Raw genomic sequence first — 18026 nt, 5'->3', positions numbered from 1 at the left:
GTTCGTGGTTCACGATGTCCGGGTGGTCGAGGGGCAGAATGGCCTTTTCGTGGCTATGCCGTCCCGCAAGACGCCGGAAGGGACCTTCCGTGACGTGGCCCATCCAATCACCGCTGAGGCCCGGGAGATGATTCAGGGGGCGGTCATCCGGGCCTATGAGGAGGGGCTCAACGGGAGGAGCGCGCCGCTGGCCAGGGCGCAGTGAGGAGACGCAACCCCACAGTGACAATCGAACGGTCAAAATCGAAAGGCCCACCGACAACGGTGGGCCCAGGCTATTGACGGGTGCCCTCAAAGACTCTGGAGGGCCGGTTCACGGAAGTTCACGGCAAGCCTAGGTGGGTCCTCTCACTGAGGGGACCCATTTCCTTTTTCCTTGCTCACCTCTGCTTAGCTCGTCTTATAGACACTCAGGCGACATGGATCGGCTTTGGGTACAAGAATCTTTCCGCACTATGTAAACCGCCCGCCGGAATGTCCCAAAAAGCGACAAGTATAGAAGTACATGCTAGCATTGCCGGCGAATGGGGTGAGCCGGTGACAAAAAAAGGAGGAATGGCGGATGAAGAGAATCCTCTCACTTGCCCTTGCTTTGGTGCTCGTTGGCTTGTTGCCTACCGTTGCTTTTGCGGGTAACATCAAACTGCCTCCGTAAGTTCAGGACGTTCCGCTGAAGCCCGGCATCTACGGAATCACGGCAGGCGATGTAGGCATAACCTCGATACCCCCCGAACAGGAGTACTACTACTGGGAGCTGTCGGGGGTCCCCTTGTTCAACCAGCTCGATTATCCCACTGTCATGATGCAGGATCGCAACAAGTCCGTGGCTGAAGAAGGCTGCGGATTCTGCAGCGCGCTTTCCACGTTCAGATACTTCGGGGCCACGTACACCGTTCCTGAGTTCAACACCGCTCTCGGCACCCATGCCGACCTATTCGACTGGGCCTGGGCTCCCAATGCAAGCCAGGGGACGGCCACCTGGGACGGCCAATATGTCTACGACAGAGCGTCTGTCGTCGTGGGTGTCTACTACCACTCTGAACCCGTGATCGTCTACCTAACGAAGGGCTCGAGTACCCACTTCGTCGCCGTGTACAAGGTCTGGGGCAAATGGACTGATGACAACAGCTTCTATATCAGGGACCCGTGGGGCGACCGCAACTACCAGACCATTGGCCAATACGTGAGCAACGGCTGGACACCGCAGAGCATCTTCATTTATCACCGCAGGTAGGTGGATGGCGGTGACACGCCCGGTTCTCATTCTACTGATGGTTGCTAGTCTTCTTGTCCCGGGTTGTCGGCATACGACTAGCACCAAAGACCTGTTTGCCTTCGTGAACGAAGCCCGAAAGGTCGCAATCTATACTCCCCGGTCCCACCATGCTCTCTGGATCTCGCCAGAAGAAGCGTCCAGCTGTATTTGGTCGCAGGATGGAAAGCACCTGATCCATACAAGTGTTGACGATCCGAAGACTAATCCGAAGCTGAGGATACACTCGATAGGAAGCCAAGAAGCGTACGCAGTTGCGCTAGACTTCGATGGAGACCCGACCCTGGTCGCCAGGATGGAGTGGTCGCCGACTGGCCAGCATCTTTTGGTCAGCGGTTCCGGTTACCCGTCCAGAGTAATCAATGTGGTCGATATCCAGAGGCGGAAGCTCATTCTCAAAGCAGGTGTCTGGGGGGAGAAGTGGTCCCCGGACGGACAGAAGTTAGCATACTCGGAAGTGCATTACGGGGGTACAGTCGATTTGCCGGAGGGCGGGGCGGGGTATTGTGAGCTGAAAGAACTCACACTGGCTGACGGGAACTCGACGCTGCTTCTAAGAGGAGACGACGGGCACTCTGTTTTCCCCTGGTCATGGAACGGTCAAGAAGTGGTCTACATCGACACGTCGGTGAAAGGCAAGGTCATAAAGGATACAGGGGGAACCATCTACACAAGTCGGCCGTCGCCCCAGAAACCAGCCGATAAGCCCGCTCCAACACAGATGCCAAAAGGAATCGGAGAAGTCAGGATCTGGGATTTCAGCCCGAAGACCGGCAGCTGGCTTTTTCAGACCGTGGAGCAGGACGGTTCTTCAGTCATATGGCTGTCCGTTCCAGGTCGTGAGATCATGCGAATCGGCAAGGGTCGATATCCAGTATGGCAGCCCCAGACCCCCTAGCGTGGACGTGGGACTTCTGCAACCAAATTGAACGTAATCCGTGAACCGGGCCCCCCCAGTGCCACCCAAGAAGCCATATCACAGTCTCAAGCCCTCCTGAGGGAGCCTCACATTTCTGACCTTGCTCACCCCGGCTTAGCATTGCTTGTAGCCAAGGCGGCGAGCGCGGTTTTCTGGGTTGACAAACATCTTCCCAGATCAGGCCCGTCCCCCGCGGACGGGCCCTTCCACGTTCTCCCATCCCCATTGTCCGGCCTGGGGCGACCCGACTGGAGACCAGCCCCGCCGCTCCGGCCCTCGCCCCCGCCCCCGCCCCGATGAAGGAACCACGATTGGCATGTTGAATAAGTGGCTGGGTCCAGGTTACTACTTAATCCGAGGGGTTGAGGGTGTGCCCGAAGTCCAATGCGTGATCCTGGCCGCCGGCCAGGGTACCCGGATGAAATCCAATCTGCCCAAGGTGATCCACCAGTTGGCCGGCCGGCCGATGATTGAGTATGTGGTCGAGGCGGCCGCCGCGGCGGTCGGTGCAAAGCCCCTGGTGGTCGTGGGTTACCAGCGTGAACTGATCGAAGCCGCCCTGGGTGACCGGGCGGATTACGTCATTCAAGAGGAGCAATTGGGCACCGGTCACGCCGTCGCCCAGACGGCCTCGAGGCTGCGAGGCTTCGACGGAACTTTGATGGTCCTGCCGGGAGACACCCCCCTCCTCACCCGGGAGACCCTGGCCGACTTCATCGCCGCCCACCAGCGTTCAGGGGCCGGCGTGACCCTCCTGACGGCCCGAGTCGAAGACCCGGCGGGATACGGCCGGGTCATTCGTTCGCCGGAAGAGCGCCTCCTGGCCGTGGTCGAGGATCGTGACGCCACCCCCGAGGAGCGCCAGATCAACGAGATCAACACGGCCATCTACTGCTTCGACAGCCGGGCCCTCTTCGCCGCCCTGCCGCGGCTGAAGGATGACAACGCCCAAAAGGAATACTATCTCCCGGATGTGGTCCGGCTGATCATGGCCGACGGGCGGCCCGGCCACGTCTACGCGGCCGCCGACCCCGACGAGGTCAGCGGAATCAACCACCGCCGGCAGCTGGCCGAGGCCGAGGCCGTCGTCCGTCGACGAATCCTCGACCGCCTGATGACCTCCGGGGTGACCGTGACCGACCCGGATAAGACCTATGTCGACGCCGACGTGGTCGTCGGGCGAGACGCTACCATCCTCCCCTTCACCTTCATCAGCGGCCGGACCGAGATCGGCGAGGGCTGCGTCATCGGGCCGTCGGCGGACATCCGCGACTCCAGGATCGGCCCGGGCTGCGTCATCCAGCACTCGGTGATTGAAAAGAGCCAGGTCGGCGAGAAGGTCACGGTCGGCCCCTACAGCCATCTACGGGCCGGCAACGTCATCGGGTCGGAGGCCCGCATCGGCAACTACGCCGAGTTGAAGAATTCGGTCGTCGGCCGGGGGACGAAGATCTCCCACCACAGCTACATCGGGGACACCGAGATCGGCGGCGGGGTCAACATCGGGGCCGGCGTGGTCGTGGTCAACTACGACGGCGAGAAGAAACACCGGACGGTCATCGGCCCGGAGGCCTTCATCGGGTGCAACAACAACCTCGTCGCCCCAATTACCATCGGCCGGGGGGCCTATACCGCGGCCGGCTCCACCCTGACCAACGACGTTCCCGGCGACGCCCTGGCCATCGCCCGGAGCAAGGAGCAGGTGAACATCGAGGGTTGGGCCAAAAAAAGGCGCGAACGAGCGGGAAAGCCCGGGCCACATAGCGAACCCTGAAAATGGCGAAGGGGCTCTCCACTGGGTGGACCGGCCATTCGTCAAGACCCGACATGATAGCAACGGGAAGAGGAATTCAGGAGGGACCAAGGGTGACACCGATCACACCAGAGATGAACCTTCAAGTCTTGACCGGCTCGGCCAATCGGGCCCTGGCCGAGGAGATCGCCGGCCGTCTGGGCATCCGGGTCGGGAAAGCCGACGTCGGGCGGTTCTCCGACGGTGAGATCAAGATCATCGTCGAAGAGAACGTCCGCGGGGCCGATGTCTTCTTGGTCCAGCCGACCTGCACGCCGATCAACGACAACCTGATGGAGCTGCTCATCATGATCGACGCCGTCCGGCGGGCCTCGGCCCAGCGGGTGACGGCGGTCATCCCCTATTACGGCTATGCCAGGCAGGATCGGAAGACGCGGGGCCGCGAGCCGATCACCGCCAAGCTGGTGGCCAACCTCCTGACCACGGCCGGGGTCGGCCGGATCCTCGCCGTCGACCTCCACGCCGGTCAGATCCAGGGGTTCTTCGACATCCCGGTGGACCATCTGAGCGGTATCCCGATCATCGCCGAGTATCTCCTGTCGAAGAAGCTCAATAACGCCGTCGTCGTCTCCCCGGACCTCGGCGGGGTGACCAGGGCGAGGACCCTGGCCGACCGGCTGGGGGTGCCCATCGCCATCATCGACAAGCGCCGTCCCGAGCCGAACGCGGTCGAGGTCATGAACGTCATCGGCAAGGTCCAGGGCAAGACGGTGATCATGGTCGACGACATCATCGATACGGCCGGCACGATCTGCCTCGGCGCCGCGGCCATGGTCGAGCGGGGGGCGACTGAGGTCTACGCCTGCGCCACCCACCCGGTCCTCTCCGGCCCGGCGGTGGAACGGCTGGAGTCATCGCCGATCAAAGAGGTCGTCGTCACCAACACCATCCCCCTGACGCCCGAAGAGGCCTCGTCTCCGAAATTCAAGGTCCTGTCCATCGGAACCCTGCTGGCCGAGGCGATCAGCCGGATCGCCCAGGATCTTTCGATCAGCACCATGTTCAAGTAAGGCGACAAGCGACCGAAGCCCGACGCCAGGTCGCGGGACCCTCGGCGAAGCACGGAAAACCGGGCGCCAAAGGCCAAAACGACAAAGGCCAAAACGTTGACAACTGAAGGCCGAACGATTATCATGTTGATGTTGCTGCCCATTGGCAGTGCTTTTTTCCTGTGTGAGAAAGGGGCTACTAGCGGAAAATGGAACAGGTTCTTCTCCAGGCCGCCAAACGTGAGACCGGCAAGGGCAGCGCCCATGCCACCCGGCGGGAGGGTTACGTCCCGGCGGTCCTTTACGGCAAGGGCGTCGAGGCCGTCGCCGTGAAGGTTCCGGCCAAAGATTTCGGTCGGGTCCTGAATACGCGGGCCGGGCGCAACAGCATCATCCGGCTGGCCATCGGCGAGGACGGCGCCGTCGATGAGCGGACCTGTATGGTCAAGGATGTCCAGCAAGATCCGGTCCGCGGGGACATCGTCCACGCCGACTTCTACCAGATCTCACTCAAGGATCGCCTGCGCACGGTGGTGCCCATCCGGGTCGTCGGCGAAGAGCTGGCCCAGAAGGGCGGCGGAATCTTGCAGCATCAGCTGTGGGAGATCGAGGTCGAGTGCCTCCCAACCAACATTCCGGATCACCTCGTGGCCGACGTCTCCACCCTGGCGATCGGTCATCACCTCTCCGTGGCCGACCTGAAGATCCCCGAGGGGGTCGAGGTCGTCACCGAACTCGACACCGTCGTGGCCTCACTGGTGGCCCCGAAGGCGGTCGAGGAAGAGGTCAAGCCGGAGGCGGCCGCCGAGAGCGCCGATCGGACCCAGCCGGAGGTCATCGGCAAGGGCAAGGAAGAAGCCGAGGGCGAGGCCCCCGGCAAGGAAGTAAAGGGCAAGAGCGAGAAGTAATCAACCCCTGGCCATGGCGGAGCGTAATCCCCCGGGATTACGCTCCTCGTATGTACGGCCCCCGGGGGCCGCGCGGAGGTGGGGCAGGATGGAGCTCCTCGTCGGCCTGGGCAACCCCGGCCGCGAGTATGCCGGGACCAGGCACAACATGGGCTTCAGGGCCGTCGACGAAGTGGCCCGGAGGCACGGGATCACCCTGTCCGGGCGGCGGTTCCAGGGGCGGACCGGGCGAGGCCGGGTGGCCGGCCAGGATGTCCTCCTGCTCAAGCCGCAAACCTACATGAACCTCTCCGGAGGGGCGGTCCGGGCCGCCCTTTCGACCCTCGGCCTGCTTCCCCGGGATATGCTGGTCGTCGTCGACGATCTCGACCTGCCCGTCGGCCGCCTGCGGCTGAAGGGTTCCGGCTCGAGCGCCGGGCATCGCGGGTTGGAGTCGATCGCCGATCACCTGAGGACGACCGAGTTCCCGCGTCTGCGCCTGGGAATCGGCCGGCCGGAGTCGGGCGGGGATGTGGTCAAATGGGTCCTCGATCGTCCCTCTCGGGCCGAACTGGCCATCCTGGACCGGGTCGTCGTCGCCGCCGCCGACTGCCTCGAGGCCTTCCTGGCCGCCGGGCTCGAGCGGGCGATGGCCGTCGCCAATGGGCTCGACCTGGCCAAGCCGGCCGACTCGGGCCCGGGAGACCAGGAACCACCCAAACCGAGGAAGCCCCAGGACCGCCCCTGAGGCCGCCATTCAAGGACGCCCCGCCCCGGGACCGCCCACAGCGGGCTCCGCCCAACTGAAGACCAGAGCCGCTCGGCCGCTGCTTAGGCAGCGGCCTTTTCGGTCACCTTAAGACCCGTGAGAACTCTCGGTTTAACCGTCCTCGCCGCCATCATCGCGGCGATGGTCGCCCTCGTTGCCAACCGGGTGGCCGTCGGCGACGGTCGCCGGACCGCGGTGGCCGTGCTCGTGCCCCTTCTCGAAGAGACGGCCAAGACCGGCTCGGCGCTCTTCCTGACCGCCCCCATCCTGGCCACCCACGCCCTCTTCGGGGCCATCGAGCTGGTTTACGACGTGGCCAAACCGTCGAAGGCCGGGCTCTTCGCGGGCCTCGTCGGCCTGGCCGGTCACCTCGGCTTCGGGACCGCGGCCGCCCTCGTCTGGCGGCGGACTGGTTCGGGCCCGGCGGCGGTCCTGGCGGCGACCATGGTCCACGTCCTTTTCAACTCCGTCGTCATCGGCCGGTTGCCGGAGCTGAGCGGCCCAAGTCGGCGCCGGAAGGCGCCCTAACCGGCGCCGAAGCAGGCTTCCATCGAGGGACGGGCGGTTGACCGTCCGGCGCCGCCCGGCTATAATTAGTTCCGACCAACCGAACAAGACAGGCCGGCAGGGACTCCCCGGAGTTAGAGGGAGAGCCCCCTTTTGGCTTTGGAGGACAAGCGCGTGAGCCTAAGCCCCTCCCCACAAAGGCCCGAGCTCAAAGAGTTCAACCGGGTCCGGACGGCCCTCGACGAGGGGGCCCGTCAGCAACTGGTCTATGGCCTGACCGGATCCCAGAAGGCCTATTTCCTGGCCGAGATGGCCCGGGCCACCGAGCGGCCGCTGTTCGTCCTGGTCAGTCACCTGACCCAGGCCGAGCGCCTGAAGGACGACCTGGCGACCCTTCTCGGGGGGCGCGAGGTCGACGTCTTCCCGGCCGTCGAGATCCTTCCCTATCAGGTCGTCGCCCACAGCCCCGAGCTCTTCGCCGACCGTTTGCGGGTCCTCTGGCGGCTCGGCGGGGGCGGCTCGCCGATCGTCATCGCCCCGGTCGGGGCCGTCCTACCCCGGCTGATGCCCCGGGAACGCTTCAACACCTTGGGGGTCGACCTCAAGTGGGGCGACCGTCTGGACCTTGACCTGGTCGTCGAAAGCCTGGCCGCCATGGCCTACGAACGGGTTGACGTGGTCGAGGGAAAGGGCCAGTTCAGCGTCCGCGGTGGGATCGTCGACCTGTTCTCACCGGTGTCCGACCAGCCCTGGCGGGTTGAGTTCTTTGACGACGAGATCGACTCCATCCGCCTCTTCGACCCCGTCTCTCAGCGGTCCTTGACCAACCTTCAGTCGATCCGGGTCACTCCGGCTCGGGAGATGATTTTTCCGGAGGGTGGGCGGGACGAGGCCCTCAAGGCCATCCGGCGCGAACTGGAGGCCAGCCTGAGAAGACTGACCAAGGCCGACCTCGGCAAGCCCGCCCAGGCGCTCCGGGAGCGGGTCGAGGCCCACCTCGAGCGCTTGGAGAACGCCGGCGACGAGGGCCTCGAATCGTATGCCCCGTTCTTCTTTCCGCACCTCGAGACAATCATCGACTACCTGCCACCGCGGGCGGTCGTCGTCCTTGACGACCCGTTGCGGATCAAAGAAGCGGCCGATGAGAGCGAGCGGGTGGTCGCCGAGATGTACGGCTCGTCCCTCGAGCGGGGCGAGGCCCTGCCGACCCAGGCGGCGGTTTACCAGGGCTACGACGACTTCTGGGCCCGGGCCAAGGAGCGCCCGGTCATCTACTTGTCCCTCCTGCTGCGGAAGTTCCCGGCGGCCGAACCCGACAACCTGGTCGCCGTCGAGGCCCGCCCGGGTCCAAGTTTCCAGGGCCAGCGGGAAGCCTTTGTCGCTGAGGCCAAGCGCTACGCGGCCCGGAACGATCGGGTCGTCCTGGTAGCCTCCACCGTCGAGCGGGCCCAACGCCTGGCCAGCATCATCCGTGAAGAGGGCCTGCCGGCCCAGACTGAAGAAGCCTGGACGATCCCCGAACCGGCGCGTTTCGCGGCCGTCGTCGGTAGCCTCGAGACCGGTTTCGAATTCCCCGCGATCGGCCTCGTGGTCCTCACCGATGACGACATCTTTGGCCGGGTCAAGCGGCGGACGAAGCCCAGGACCGCCCGCGAGGGCCTGCGGCTCGCCTCCTATCAGGACCTCAAGATCGGCGACTACGTCGTCCACGTCAGCCACGGCATCGGCAGGTACCTCGGCCTGCGGACCCTGGAGATCCAGGGGAAGAACCGGGACTACCTCTATGTCCAGTACGCGGGGGAGGACCGGCTCTACGTCCCGACCGACCAGATTGACCTGGTCCAGAAGTACATCGGGGCCGAGGGCCAGGAACCGAAGGTCTACAAGCTCGGCGGGATGGACTGGGCCAAGGTCAAGAACCGGGTCAAGGCCTCCGTCCGCCAGATGGCCGAGGAACTACTCCGCCTCTATGCCGTCCGGCAGGCCACGCCGGGGCACGCCTTCGGTCCCGACACCGTCTGGCAGCACGAGTTCGAGGAGGCCTTCCGCTTCGAGGAGACCCCCGACCAATTGCAGGCGACCGCCGAAATCAAGGCGGACATGGAGAAGCCGCAGCCTATGGAGCGCCTCCTCTGCGGGGACGTCGGCTACGGCAAGACCGAGGTGGCCATCCGAGCCGCTTTCAAGGCGGTGATGGACGGCAAGCAGGTGGCCGTCCTCGTCCCCACGACCATCCTGGCCGCCCAACACTTCAACACCTTCCGGGACCGCTTCGCCGGCTACCCGGTCAAGATCGAGCTCCTCTCGCGCTTCCGCTCGGCCGCCGAGCAAAAGAAGGCGGCCGCGGCCGCCCGCAAGGGGGCGGCCGATGTGGTCATCGGCACCCACCGGTTGCTCTCCGAGGACGTCCACTTCAAGGACCTGGGCCTGCTGATCATCGACGAGGAGCAACGCTTCGGGGTGGCCCACAAGGAACGCCTGAAGAAGCTCAAGGAGACCGTCGACGTCCTGGTCCTCTCGGCCACGCCCATTCCGCGGACGATGCACATGGCGATGATCGGCATCCGCGACATGAGCGTCATCGAGACCCCGCCCGAGGACCGCTACCCGGTCCAGACCTATGTCGTCGAGTACTCGGACGAACTGGTCCGGGAGGCCATCCAGAGGGAGCTGGACCGCGGGGGGCAGGTCTACTACGTCCACAACCGGGTCCAGACCATCGACCGGGTCGCCGCGCGGATCCAGCGCCTCGTACCCGAAGCCAGGGTGGCCGTGGGCCACGGCCAGATGAACGAGGACGATCTGGAGCGGATCATGCTCGACTTCATGAACGGTGAGGAGGACGTCCTCGCCTGCACCTCGATCATCGAGAACGGCCTGGACATCAGCAATGTCAACACCCTGGTGGTAGAGGAGTCCGACCACCTCGGGCTGGCTCAACTCTATCAGCTGAGGGGGCGGGTCGGGCGCTCGAACCGGCTGGCCTACGCCTACTTCACCTACCGGCGGGACAAGGTCATCACCGAGACGGCCGAGAAGCGGCTCGAGGCAATCAAGGAATTCACCGAGTTTGGGTCGGGCTTCAAGATCGCTCTGAGGGATATGGAGATCCGCGGGGCCGGCAACATCCTCGGCCCTGAGCAACATGGCCACATCCTGTCCGTCGGCTTCGACCTTTACGCCCAGATGCTCGAGGAAGCCGTCCTGGAACTGCGCGGTGAGAAGCGGCCCGAGGTCATCGAGCCATCCATCGAGTTGCCCATCGACGCCTATGTCGACGATGGTTACGTCCCCGACTCGCGGCAGAAGATAGAGCTATACAAGAAAATCTCGGTGGTCGAGGACCAGGGCGACGCCGACGAGATCCTCGACGAGGTCCGCGACCGCTTCGGGGACCCACCGCAGGCCGTTCAGAACCTCCTCGGGGTGGCCAGGATCAAGGCGTTGGCGAAGAAGCTCGGCGTCGTCGCCGTCGTCCAGCAGAAAGGCATCGTCCAGATCAAATTCGGGCCGATGCGCCGCCTCTCCCTGGATTCCCTATCCGACCTGTCGCTGAAGCACCGCGACCGGATCGTCCTCTCGCCCCAGAAGGCCGCGCCGGTCCTGCTGATCAAGGTCCAAGGGCTCGAAGAGGGCCGGCTGCTCGAGGCCGTCGAGGGCGTCCTGGCCCAGGCCGAACGCTTCGCCGTTGTGGTCTAGAACGGCTCCGCCGGAGCCGGCCAAGGCGGGTCCGCCGGGCGGCTTGCCCAACTGGAAAAAATGAATAATTGTGTTAAAGCACCTATATACTAAGACCGGACTGATGAGGCTCGGGGCAGGGAAAAGGAGGGGTGCAGATGAAAGCTACGGGCATAGTCAGGCGGATCGACGATCTCGGACGGGTGGTCATCCCCAAAGAAATCCGTCGAACCCTGCGCATTCGCGAGGGCGATCCGTTGGAGATATTCGTCGACCGCGAGGGTGAGGTCATCCTCAAGAAGTACTCCCCCATCGGGGAACTCGGCGACTTCGCCAAGGAATACGCCGATTCCCTTTACGAGGCCGTCGGCCACATCGCCCTGATCACCGATCGGGACAACATCATCGCCGTGGCCGGGGCCCCCAAGAAAGAGTTCCTCAACAAAGCCATCAGCGTGGCCGTGGAGAAGGTGATGGAGGAAAGGAAGCCGGTCCTCATCACCAAGCCGGGAGAGCACCGCTATTGCAAGGAGTGCCTCCTCGACGACGAAGAAGCCGGCTGCAAGTTCACGGCCGAAGTCATCGCCCCGATCATCTCGGGCGGCGACCCGATCGGAGCCGTCATCATCAGCTCGAAAGAGCCTGATGTCCAGTTCGGCGAGATGGAACTGAAGCTGGCGGAGACCGCCGCCGGATTTCTGGCCAAGCAGATGGAGCAGTAGGCGGCGGGGCGAGCCAAATCCCCCGCGCCGGGATGCAAAGTGCCCCTTGTTCTTGGAGCCGCGTTCGGCCTGACCAAAAATGCGCTGGAGTCTGCGTAGGCGCATTTTTGCTTTGCTTGGGTCTTCACCCGGGCCTGTTGCCCGGGTCTTTCCCCGGGTCCTTGCCCGGGTGAGCCGAAGGCGGCGAGGAGGACGTCGATGTCCAGGGATTCGTTCCTACAGGGCGCGCTCGTCCTGGCCCTGGCCGGGCTGTTCAGCAAGATCATCGGGGCCGTCTACCGTATCCCCCTCTCCTGGGTCCTCAGGGACGAGGGTTTCGGTCTATATGGGCTGGCCTACCCGATCTACAACATGCTCCTGACCATCTCGACCCTGGGCGTGCCCATCGCCGTCTGCAAGATGATCGCCGAGCGAGTGGCCAAGGGACGGTTCGAGGACGCTCGGCGGGCCGCCCGGGTCTCTCTGGCCTTCCTGGCCGTAACCGGGGCTGCCTGTTCGCTCGTCCTCTATGCCTCGGCCGGTTTCTTCGCCAATCGGGTCTACCATGAACCCAGATCCTACTTGTGCCTGGTGGCCGTCTCCCCGGCCATCTTCCTGGTCGCCGTGATGTCGGCCCTGCGCGGCTACTTCCAGGGGCTTCACCGGATGACCCCGACCGCCGTTTCCCAGGTGCTCGAGCAGATCGTGCGGGTGGCGACCATGTTCGCCTTGTCGATCTGGCTGGCCCCCCGAGGCCTCGCCTATTCGGCCGCCGGGGCGACCTTCGGCGCCGTCGCCGGCGCCATCGCCGGGCTCCTCTTCTTGGCGACCATCTACTGGCGGGAGGGAGGCGCCCTGGGAACCTATGAACAGCCGGCCCGCCCGTCCAGGTCTCCGGCCGGGCGTCGCCAGCGAAGCCGCGGGGCGACCGCCGACGAGGGACCCGGGCGCTTCCTGATCGAACTGATCAAGCTGTCTGTGCCGATCAGCCTGGCGGCGATCATCCAACCGCTGATGAACGTGCTCGACGCGACCATCGTGCCCGGGCGGCTGCAGGCCACCGGACTGGCTCCAGCCCAGGCTACGGCCCTCTACGGCCAACTCTCCCAGATGGCGTTTCCCCTGGTCTTCATGCCTATCAGCGTGACCTCCGCCATCTCCATGGCGATGGTCCCGGCCGTTTCGGCCGCCGCCTCCCTGGGCGACCGGCAACTGGTAAGGGAGCGGGCGGCCACCGGCATCCGGATGACAATCATCCTTACCCTCCCCTGCGTCATCGGCCTGTACCTGTTGAGTTCGGAAATCCCCAGCCTCCTTTATCGGCAGCCGATGGCCGGCGTATCGGTGGCCGCCCTTTCTTCGGGCCTCCTCTTCCTCGCCCTGCAACAGACGTCGTCGGCCGTCCTTCAGGGCCTGGGCCGGGCCACCCTGCCCCTCCGCAGCCTGGCCATGGGGGCCGCGGTCAAGGCCGTCCTGAGCTGGATCCTGACCGGTCTCCCGGCCTTCGGCATCAAGGGGGCCGCCGTAGCCACGGTGGTCGGTTTCCTGGTCGCCTCGGCGGTCAACCTGAGCGCGGTAGAATCGCTGGTTGGTCCGATCTTCGACTGGAACCGTGGCCTTGTCAAACCGGCCTTGGCCACCGCCGTCATGGCCCTGGCCGTCCGGGGCGCCTTGGTCGGGGGCCTGGCCCTGACCGGGCATCAGAAGCCGGCAACCGTACTGGCCATCGCCGCCGGGGGGCTTACCTATGGCCTGGTCCTTCTGGCCATCGGAGGGATGTCCGCCCGTGACCTAGAAACCATACCGCGGGTCGGGCCGGCCGTGTCCGGGTTCTTGCGCCGGTTCGGCTTCATCCATTGACGAACGGGGTTGAGCGACATCGACCGGGATCTTGAGGGGCGAGGCAATGACGAGGGACGGACCGCCGGTTCGGCCTTCGAGCGTTTCATGGAGGTCGTCCGCCGCCTCCGTGGCGAGGGCGGCTGCCCGTGGGACCGTGAACAAACCCACCGGAGCCTGAAGCCGTACCTCATCGAGGAGGCCTACGAGACGATCGAGGCCATTGATGCCGGGAAGCCGGACAAGCTGTCCGAGGAACTCGGCGACGTCCTCCTGCAGGTGGCCCTGCACGCGGTCATCGGGGAGGAGGAAGGGGACTTCGGGCCGGACGACGTCATTGCCGGGATCACCGAGAAGATGATTCGGCGCCATCCGCACGTCTTCGCCGGGGTCAAGGTGGCCGACAGTCAAGAGGTCCTGCGCCGCTGGGACCGGATCAAGCAAAAAGAGAAAGAAGGCCGGTCTGAAGATGAACCCCGCGGGCTCATGGCCGGCATCCCGAGGGAACTGCCGGCTCTGATGCGGGCCATCAAAGTCCAGGAAAGGGCGGCCCGTAAGGGCTTCACGTGGCCGACCGCGGCCGGGGCCATCGATAAGGCCAAGGAGGAGTTGGCAGAACTGGCTTTGGGATACGGGCGGGAAGACCAGGTTAGAATAGGTGACGAAATCGGCGACCTCCTCTTCGCCCTAGTCAACTTGGCCCGCCTGGCGGGCGTCGAGCCAGAAGAGGCGATCACTCAGACCACGACCAGGTTCGCCGCCCGGTTTGAAGTCGTCGAGGAGGAAGCTCTCAGGGCAGGCCGCCGAGTCGAGGAACTCGGGGCCTCGGAGTTATTGAGGCTATGGCAGAAGGCCAAAGGAAACCATCGAAGACGGGGGGATTGATTTGAACAAGACGGATCTGGTGAATAGCGTGGCGGAGAAGGCCGGTCTGCGCAAAGCGGACGCGGAGAAGGCCGTCAACGCGGTCTTCGAGGCCATCGAGGATGCCCTCGGCAAGGGGGACAAGGTAGCCCTGGTGGGGTTCGGCACTTTCGAGGTGCGGCGCCGGGCGGCCCGCACGGGCCGGAACCCTCAGACCGGCGAGGCCATCAGCATCAGCGAGGCCAAGGTGCCGGCCTTTAAGGCGGGGAAATCGCTGAAAGATACGGTCGACAAGAGGTAATCCCGGAGGATCAGGTCGAACCAAAGAGGCGACCTGATTCTTTCTTGGGGGGAGGAAGCCATGCGTCTCGACAAGTTCCTTAAGGTCAGCCGGGTAATCAAGCGGCGGACGGTGGCCAAGCAGGCGTGCGAGGGCGGACGGGTGACGATCAACGGGAAGTCGGGCAAGGCAGCCAGCGAAGTCGAGGCCGGGGACGTCGTCACGGTCAGCTTCGGGGAACGCTTCCTCAAGTTCAAGGTCCTCGAGGTCAAGGCGGCGGTCCCCGCCGCCAGGGCCAAGGAGCTCTATGAGGTCTTGGAAGAACGAGGCTTCGAGAAGGGCGGGTCGGACCAGGACTAGCGGCGGCGAAACCGATACGCCCCGCCCGACGGCAGGATCCTAGAAACAGCCGTTGCCGTCCGTTTCGGGCGACAAGGGGGTAACCGGATTGAACGGAAAGGGGCTGAGCCGGTGGTGGTGGGTTGGCGCGCTGGCCCTCGTCGGGCTGGGCCTCATCGCCGTACGCGCCGCCCGTGGGCCGGCCGCGAAGCCCCTCCCGACGATCATCGAGCCCACGGTGACCATCAACTACGACCGGACCGGCCGGCAGGCCAGTCTCAAGATCGAGGACTATCTGGTCGGAGTGGTGGCCGCGGAGGTCCCGGGGGATTGGCCGGTCGAGGCCGTCCGAGCCCAGGCCATCGTGGCCCGGACCTACACGATGAAGCGGCTGGCGGAGGGTGGGGTGAAGAGTCTTCACGGCACGGACGTCTGCGATAACCCCGACCATTTCCAGGCCTATGATGCCAGCCGGACCAACGAGACCGTCCGCCGGGCCGTCGCCGACACTCGGGGCCAGGTCATCACCTACCGGGGCAACTACATCCTGGCTTGGTTCCATGCCAATAGCGGGGGACGCACCGCCACCCCACAGGAGGGCTTGGACTGGAAGGGTGAGGCCACCCCGTACCTGACGAACGTCAAGGACGTCGCCGGGTCGGAAGGGTTCAGCCCGTGGACCGCCAGCTTCACCAAAGCTGACATACGATCGGCGGTGATCAGGGTGACCGGAACGGACCCCGGCAGCTTCACCAGCATCGGGATCACCAAGCGAGGACCGTCGGGCCGGGCCATGGCCCTGGTCATGGGCGGGGCCGCGGTCTCCGGCCCGCAACTGAGGATCGCCCTCGGCAGCGAGAAGCTCAAGTCGACCCTCATCGATCAGATCTCGGTGCTCGGCGAGAACGTCACCTTCAGTGGCCGCGGTTTCGGCCACGGCGTCGGGATGGCTCAGGACGGAGCCAGGGCCCTGGCCACTCAGGGGCGGAAGGCGGCCGACATCGTCCGCTTCTACTACCGATCGGTCCAAGTCGTCACTCGCTGGCGATGAGGCCCGGGCGCCTCGGCAAAGTCATTGGAGGACCAGACCCGGCCCGGCCAAGAGGGGCCGGGTCTTATTCTCCTCCCCCGGGCATAGGAATGGAGATAGGAACCGCAGGGGAGGGAAAGTCAGCATGGAGGACAAGGACCTAAACCAGGATGAGCAGCACGTCCTGTCGATCAGCAATCGTGAGGCCGTGACCGTCAACGGCGTCCTGGAGATGATCAGCTTCGACGATCAAGAGATCATCCTCAACACCGACCTGGGGACGCTCACCCTGAAGGGCGAAGAGCTCCACATCAAGACCCTCAACCTGGACCTCGGAACCCTCGAGGTCGAAGGGCTCGTCAATGGGGTCAACTACGGTCCTAAGAAAGCGGCCAAGGGTAAGGGTAAGGGGATCATCGACCGCCTCCTCCGCTGAGCCCGGAGGTGGTCGAACCCGGCCCGGTCGACCGGGCCACCTGGGTCTGCAGGAAGAACCTTCCGCTGAGGCGAATATGACCCATCTGCCGGCCGAAACGGGGCAATTGCGGGCCTCCCGACCGGGTCAGGTCGCGCCTCCGGGAGGAGTTTCCGGTGCATCCCTTCCCTGCCCCTCTGGAACTCTTCGTCGGCGGCCGGCGACCTTCTCGCCGGCCGATTTGGTCTCGGCTCGGTGGGCTCCTTGGCGGGCTCGGCCGGGCCTTGGTCAGTGTGGTGGCCAGCCCGGCGGTGATCCTCAGCGACCTCTTCAATCCCGAGAACCAGCTGGCCCGCCGCTGGGTCATCGGCTATTTGGTCCTGGCCACCCTGGCCAGGCTGGCCGACATCGGGGTGGCGGCGACCGTCGACCGGCAGAACCGGGCGGCCACGGCCATCCTCAGCCGCTACTCGGCCCTCAGAGGACAGGTCCGCGACCTGCCCTATGCCCAGGACATCACCTTCTACGCCATCCGCAACGACCTCGACCCGTCCCTGGTGGCGGCGATTATCCGGGTCGAGAGCGACTTCGACGCCAACGCCAGGTCGAAGGCGGGGGCCAAGGGGTTGATGCAGATCAGCCCGGCGGTCTGGCGGATGTTCAACCCCGATTCGAGCTGTGACGGCCTACATGCCCCGCCGGCCACTTCGTCCGACTGCATCTACGACCCGGCCGGCAACATCCGGACCGGGGCAGCCTACCTTAGACGACTCCTTGACACCTTCCATGGCGACTTCATCCTGGCCTTTGCCGCTTACAACGCCGGCGCCGGCACGGTTCAGTCGGCCGTGGCGAGATCCGGCCCTTCGGGCGACGGGCTCCCCCCATATGAGGAGACCCGGGCCTTTGTCCGCGACGTCTTGAACTACTGGTCCGGGCGGAGCCTGGAGGCCCTTACACCGACTGGAGCAGGTTTCTTTAAGGCCCTCCCCGCCCTGAGGCAGTCCTTGCCCCTGGTGGATCTCGGAGCATGGTCTCTATTGGCGGTCTGGCTAGTGGTCAAATGGCCGCGTCGGCGGTGGTGACGGCCGTCCGGGGCGAATAGACCTGAACCGAGGGAGCGACCGCCAGCCAAAGTCCCGGCGGTTGCTTGGCCGGCGGGGAGGGACGCCCTTGACCTCCGTGGATCTCCAGGTGGCGATGCTCCTGATCACCGTGCTGATCGGGGTCGGCATCGGAGTCGCATACGATATCTATCGGGGTCTGCGGCGGGCCGCTCGAAGTGGCCAGGCCTTCACCGCGGCCGGCGACATCCTCTTTTGGATCGCGGCGACCATCCTCGTTTTCCGGGGGCTCGTCATCGGCAACGGGGGCGAACTTCGGTCTTACGTCTTCGTGGGTGCCGGCGCCGGCCTCTACATCTACTTCCAGCTGGCCAGCGCGGCCATACTGTGGACGATGATCTGGTTTTGGCGGACCATCCTGGCCGTTTTCCGAGTGATTTGGCTGGCCGGGCGGACCGTCTGCGGGTGGACGGCCGAGGGAGCGGCCGTCGCCGGTGGGGCGGTCAGGTCTTGGAGTCTGGCTGCCGGCCGGGCCGTCACGGCCGCGGTCGCCGGTGGGGCCGGCCGGTTCCGCCGACCGCGACCACCTGGCCAGTGACCGGCGCGAGGCCGAAACAAGAGCCGTCGAATCATCGCCGGGAATGATCCGACGGGTCCTG

General features: G+C 64.9%; 18 protein-coding genes. All 18 read left to right on the top strand.

What is annotated here, in order from left to right; translation table 11 throughout:
* On the top strand, positions 1 to 205 hold a 205-nt coding region (locus tag VGL40_05535; protein ID HEY3314731.1), incomplete at its 5' end, for a SpoVG family protein.
* Positions 206 to 769: 564 nt separating this feature from the next.
* Positions 770 to 1234: a hypothetical protein gene (locus tag VGL40_05530; protein HEY3314730.1), complete on the top strand. Its 465-nt coding sequence runs from the start codon at positions 770 to 772 to the stop codon at positions 1232 to 1234.
* 4 nt (positions 1235 to 1238) lie between these two features.
* A complete protein-coding gene (locus VGL40_05525; GenBank protein HEY3314729.1) occupies positions 1239 to 2171 on the top strand; it encodes a WD40 repeat domain-containing protein in 933 nt (310 codons plus the stop codon).
* Between the two features lie 391 nt (positions 2172 to 2562).
* A complete protein-coding gene (gene glmU / locus VGL40_05520) occupies positions 2563 to 3966 on the top strand; it encodes a bifunctional UDP-N-acetylglucosamine diphosphorylase/glucosamine-1-phosphate N-acetyltransferase GlmU (GenBank protein HEY3314728.1) in 1404 nt (467 codons plus the stop codon).
* 113 nt (positions 3967 to 4079) lie between these two features.
* A complete protein-coding gene (locus VGL40_05515; protein ID HEY3314727.1) occupies positions 4080 to 5015 on the top strand; it encodes a ribose-phosphate pyrophosphokinase in 936 nt (311 codons plus the stop codon).
* Between the two features lie 188 nt (positions 5016 to 5203).
* Entirely contained in the window at positions 5204 to 5902 is a 699-nt protein-coding gene (locus tag VGL40_05510) for a 50S ribosomal protein L25 (GenBank protein ID HEY3314726.1), read from the top strand.
* Positions 5903 to 5990: 88 nt separating this feature from the next.
* Positions 5991 to 6629: an aminoacyl-tRNA hydrolase gene (gene pth / locus VGL40_05505; protein ID HEY3314725.1), complete on the top strand. Its 639-nt coding sequence runs from the start codon at positions 5991 to 5993 to the stop codon at positions 6627 to 6629.
* 117 nt (positions 6630 to 6746) lie between these two features.
* Positions 6747 to 7178: a hypothetical protein gene (locus tag VGL40_05500; protein ID HEY3314724.1), complete on the top strand. Its 432-nt coding sequence runs from the start codon at positions 6747 to 6749 to the stop codon at positions 7176 to 7178.
* 153 nt (positions 7179 to 7331) lie between these two features.
* Positions 7332 to 10856 (top strand): transcription-repair coupling factor, encoded by a 3525-nt coding sequence (gene mfd / locus VGL40_05495; GenBank protein HEY3314723.1) that lies wholly within the window; start codon positions 7332 to 7334, stop codon positions 10854 to 10856.
* 137 nt (positions 10857 to 10993) lie between these two features.
* Positions 10994 to 11557, top strand: a complete 564-nt coding sequence (spoVT, locus tag VGL40_05490; GenBank protein HEY3314722.1) for a stage V sporulation protein T — start codon at positions 10994 to 10996, stop codon at positions 11555 to 11557.
* Positions 11558 to 11755: 198 nt separating this feature from the next.
* Positions 11756 to 13396, top strand: coding sequence for a polysaccharide biosynthesis protein (locus VGL40_05485; protein HEY3314721.1), 1641 nt, complete (start codon positions 11756 to 11758; stop codon positions 13394 to 13396).
* A gap of 9 nt (positions 13397 to 13405) precedes the next feature.
* Positions 13406 to 14260: a nucleoside triphosphate pyrophosphohydrolase gene (gene mazG / locus VGL40_05480; GenBank protein ID HEY3314720.1), complete on the top strand. Its 855-nt coding sequence runs from the start codon at positions 13406 to 13408 to the stop codon at positions 14258 to 14260.
* Position 14261: 1 nt separating this feature from the next.
* Complete coding sequence (locus VGL40_05475) at positions 14262 to 14540, top strand: HU family DNA-binding protein (protein ID HEY3314719.1); 279 nt, start codon at positions 14262 to 14264, stop codon at positions 14538 to 14540.
* Positions 14541 to 14600: 60 nt separating this feature from the next.
* Positions 14601 to 14879, top strand: coding sequence for an RNA-binding S4 domain-containing protein (locus VGL40_05470; GenBank protein HEY3314718.1), 279 nt, complete (start codon positions 14601 to 14603; stop codon positions 14877 to 14879).
* A gap of 88 nt (positions 14880 to 14967) precedes the next feature.
* On the top strand, positions 14968 to 15909 hold the full coding sequence (locus VGL40_05465) for a SpoIID/LytB domain-containing protein (GenBank protein HEY3314717.1): 942 nt from the start codon (positions 14968 to 14970) through the stop codon (positions 15907 to 15909).
* Between the two features lie 124 nt (positions 15910 to 16033).
* Positions 16034 to 16324 carry a sporulation protein YabP gene (gene yabP, locus VGL40_05460; protein HEY3314716.1) on the top strand — a complete coding sequence of 97 codons (291 nt, stop codon included), beginning with the start codon at positions 16034 to 16036 and terminating at the stop codon, positions 16322 to 16324.
* Between the two features lie 155 nt (positions 16325 to 16479).
* Positions 16480 to 17388: a lytic transglycosylase domain-containing protein gene (locus VGL40_05455; GenBank protein ID HEY3314715.1), complete on the top strand. Its 909-nt coding sequence runs from the start codon at positions 16480 to 16482 to the stop codon at positions 17386 to 17388.
* 97 nt (positions 17389 to 17485) lie between these two features.
* A complete protein-coding gene (gene yabQ / locus VGL40_05450; GenBank protein ID HEY3314714.1) occupies positions 17486 to 17965 on the top strand; it encodes a spore cortex biosynthesis protein YabQ in 480 nt (159 codons plus the stop codon).
* Positions 17966 to 18026 lie beyond the last annotated feature (61 nt).

This window comes from Bacillota bacterium (assembly GCA_036504675.1).
Classification (GTDB): domain Bacteria; phylum Bacillota; class Sulfobacillia; order JAJYWN01; family JAJZPE01; genus DASXUT01.
The sequence above is the reverse complement of the archived record's forward strand: the minus strand, read 5'-3'. Positions and strand labels throughout refer to the sequence as shown.

Coding starts and splice junctions, on each gene's coding strand:
- spoVT (HEY3314722.1), top strand. CDS start 10,994: ATGAAAGCTACGGGCATAGTCAGGCGGATCGACGATCTCGGACGGGTG.
- VGL40_05485 (HEY3314721.1), top strand. CDS start 11,756: ATGTCCAGGGATTCGTTCCTACAGGGCGCGCTCGTCCTGGCCCTGGCC.
- VGL40_05515 (HEY3314727.1), top strand. CDS start 4,080: ATGAACCTTCAAGTCTTGACCGGCTCGGCCAATCGGGCCCTGGCCGAG.
- yabP (HEY3314716.1), top strand. CDS start 16,034: ATGGAGGACAAGGACCTAAACCAGGATGAGCAGCACGTCCTGTCGATC.
- VGL40_05470 (HEY3314718.1), top strand. CDS start 14,601: ATGCGTCTCGACAAGTTCCTTAAGGTCAGCCGGGTAATCAAGCGGCGG.
- pth (HEY3314725.1), top strand. CDS start 5,991: ATGGAGCTCCTCGTCGGCCTGGGCAACCCCGGCCGCGAGTATGCCGGG.
- VGL40_05510 (HEY3314726.1), top strand. CDS start 5,204: ATGGAACAGGTTCTTCTCCAGGCCGCCAAACGTGAGACCGGCAAGGGC.
- VGL40_05525 (HEY3314729.1), top strand. CDS start 1,239: ATGGCGGTGACACGCCCGGTTCTCATTCTACTGATGGTTGCTAGTCTT.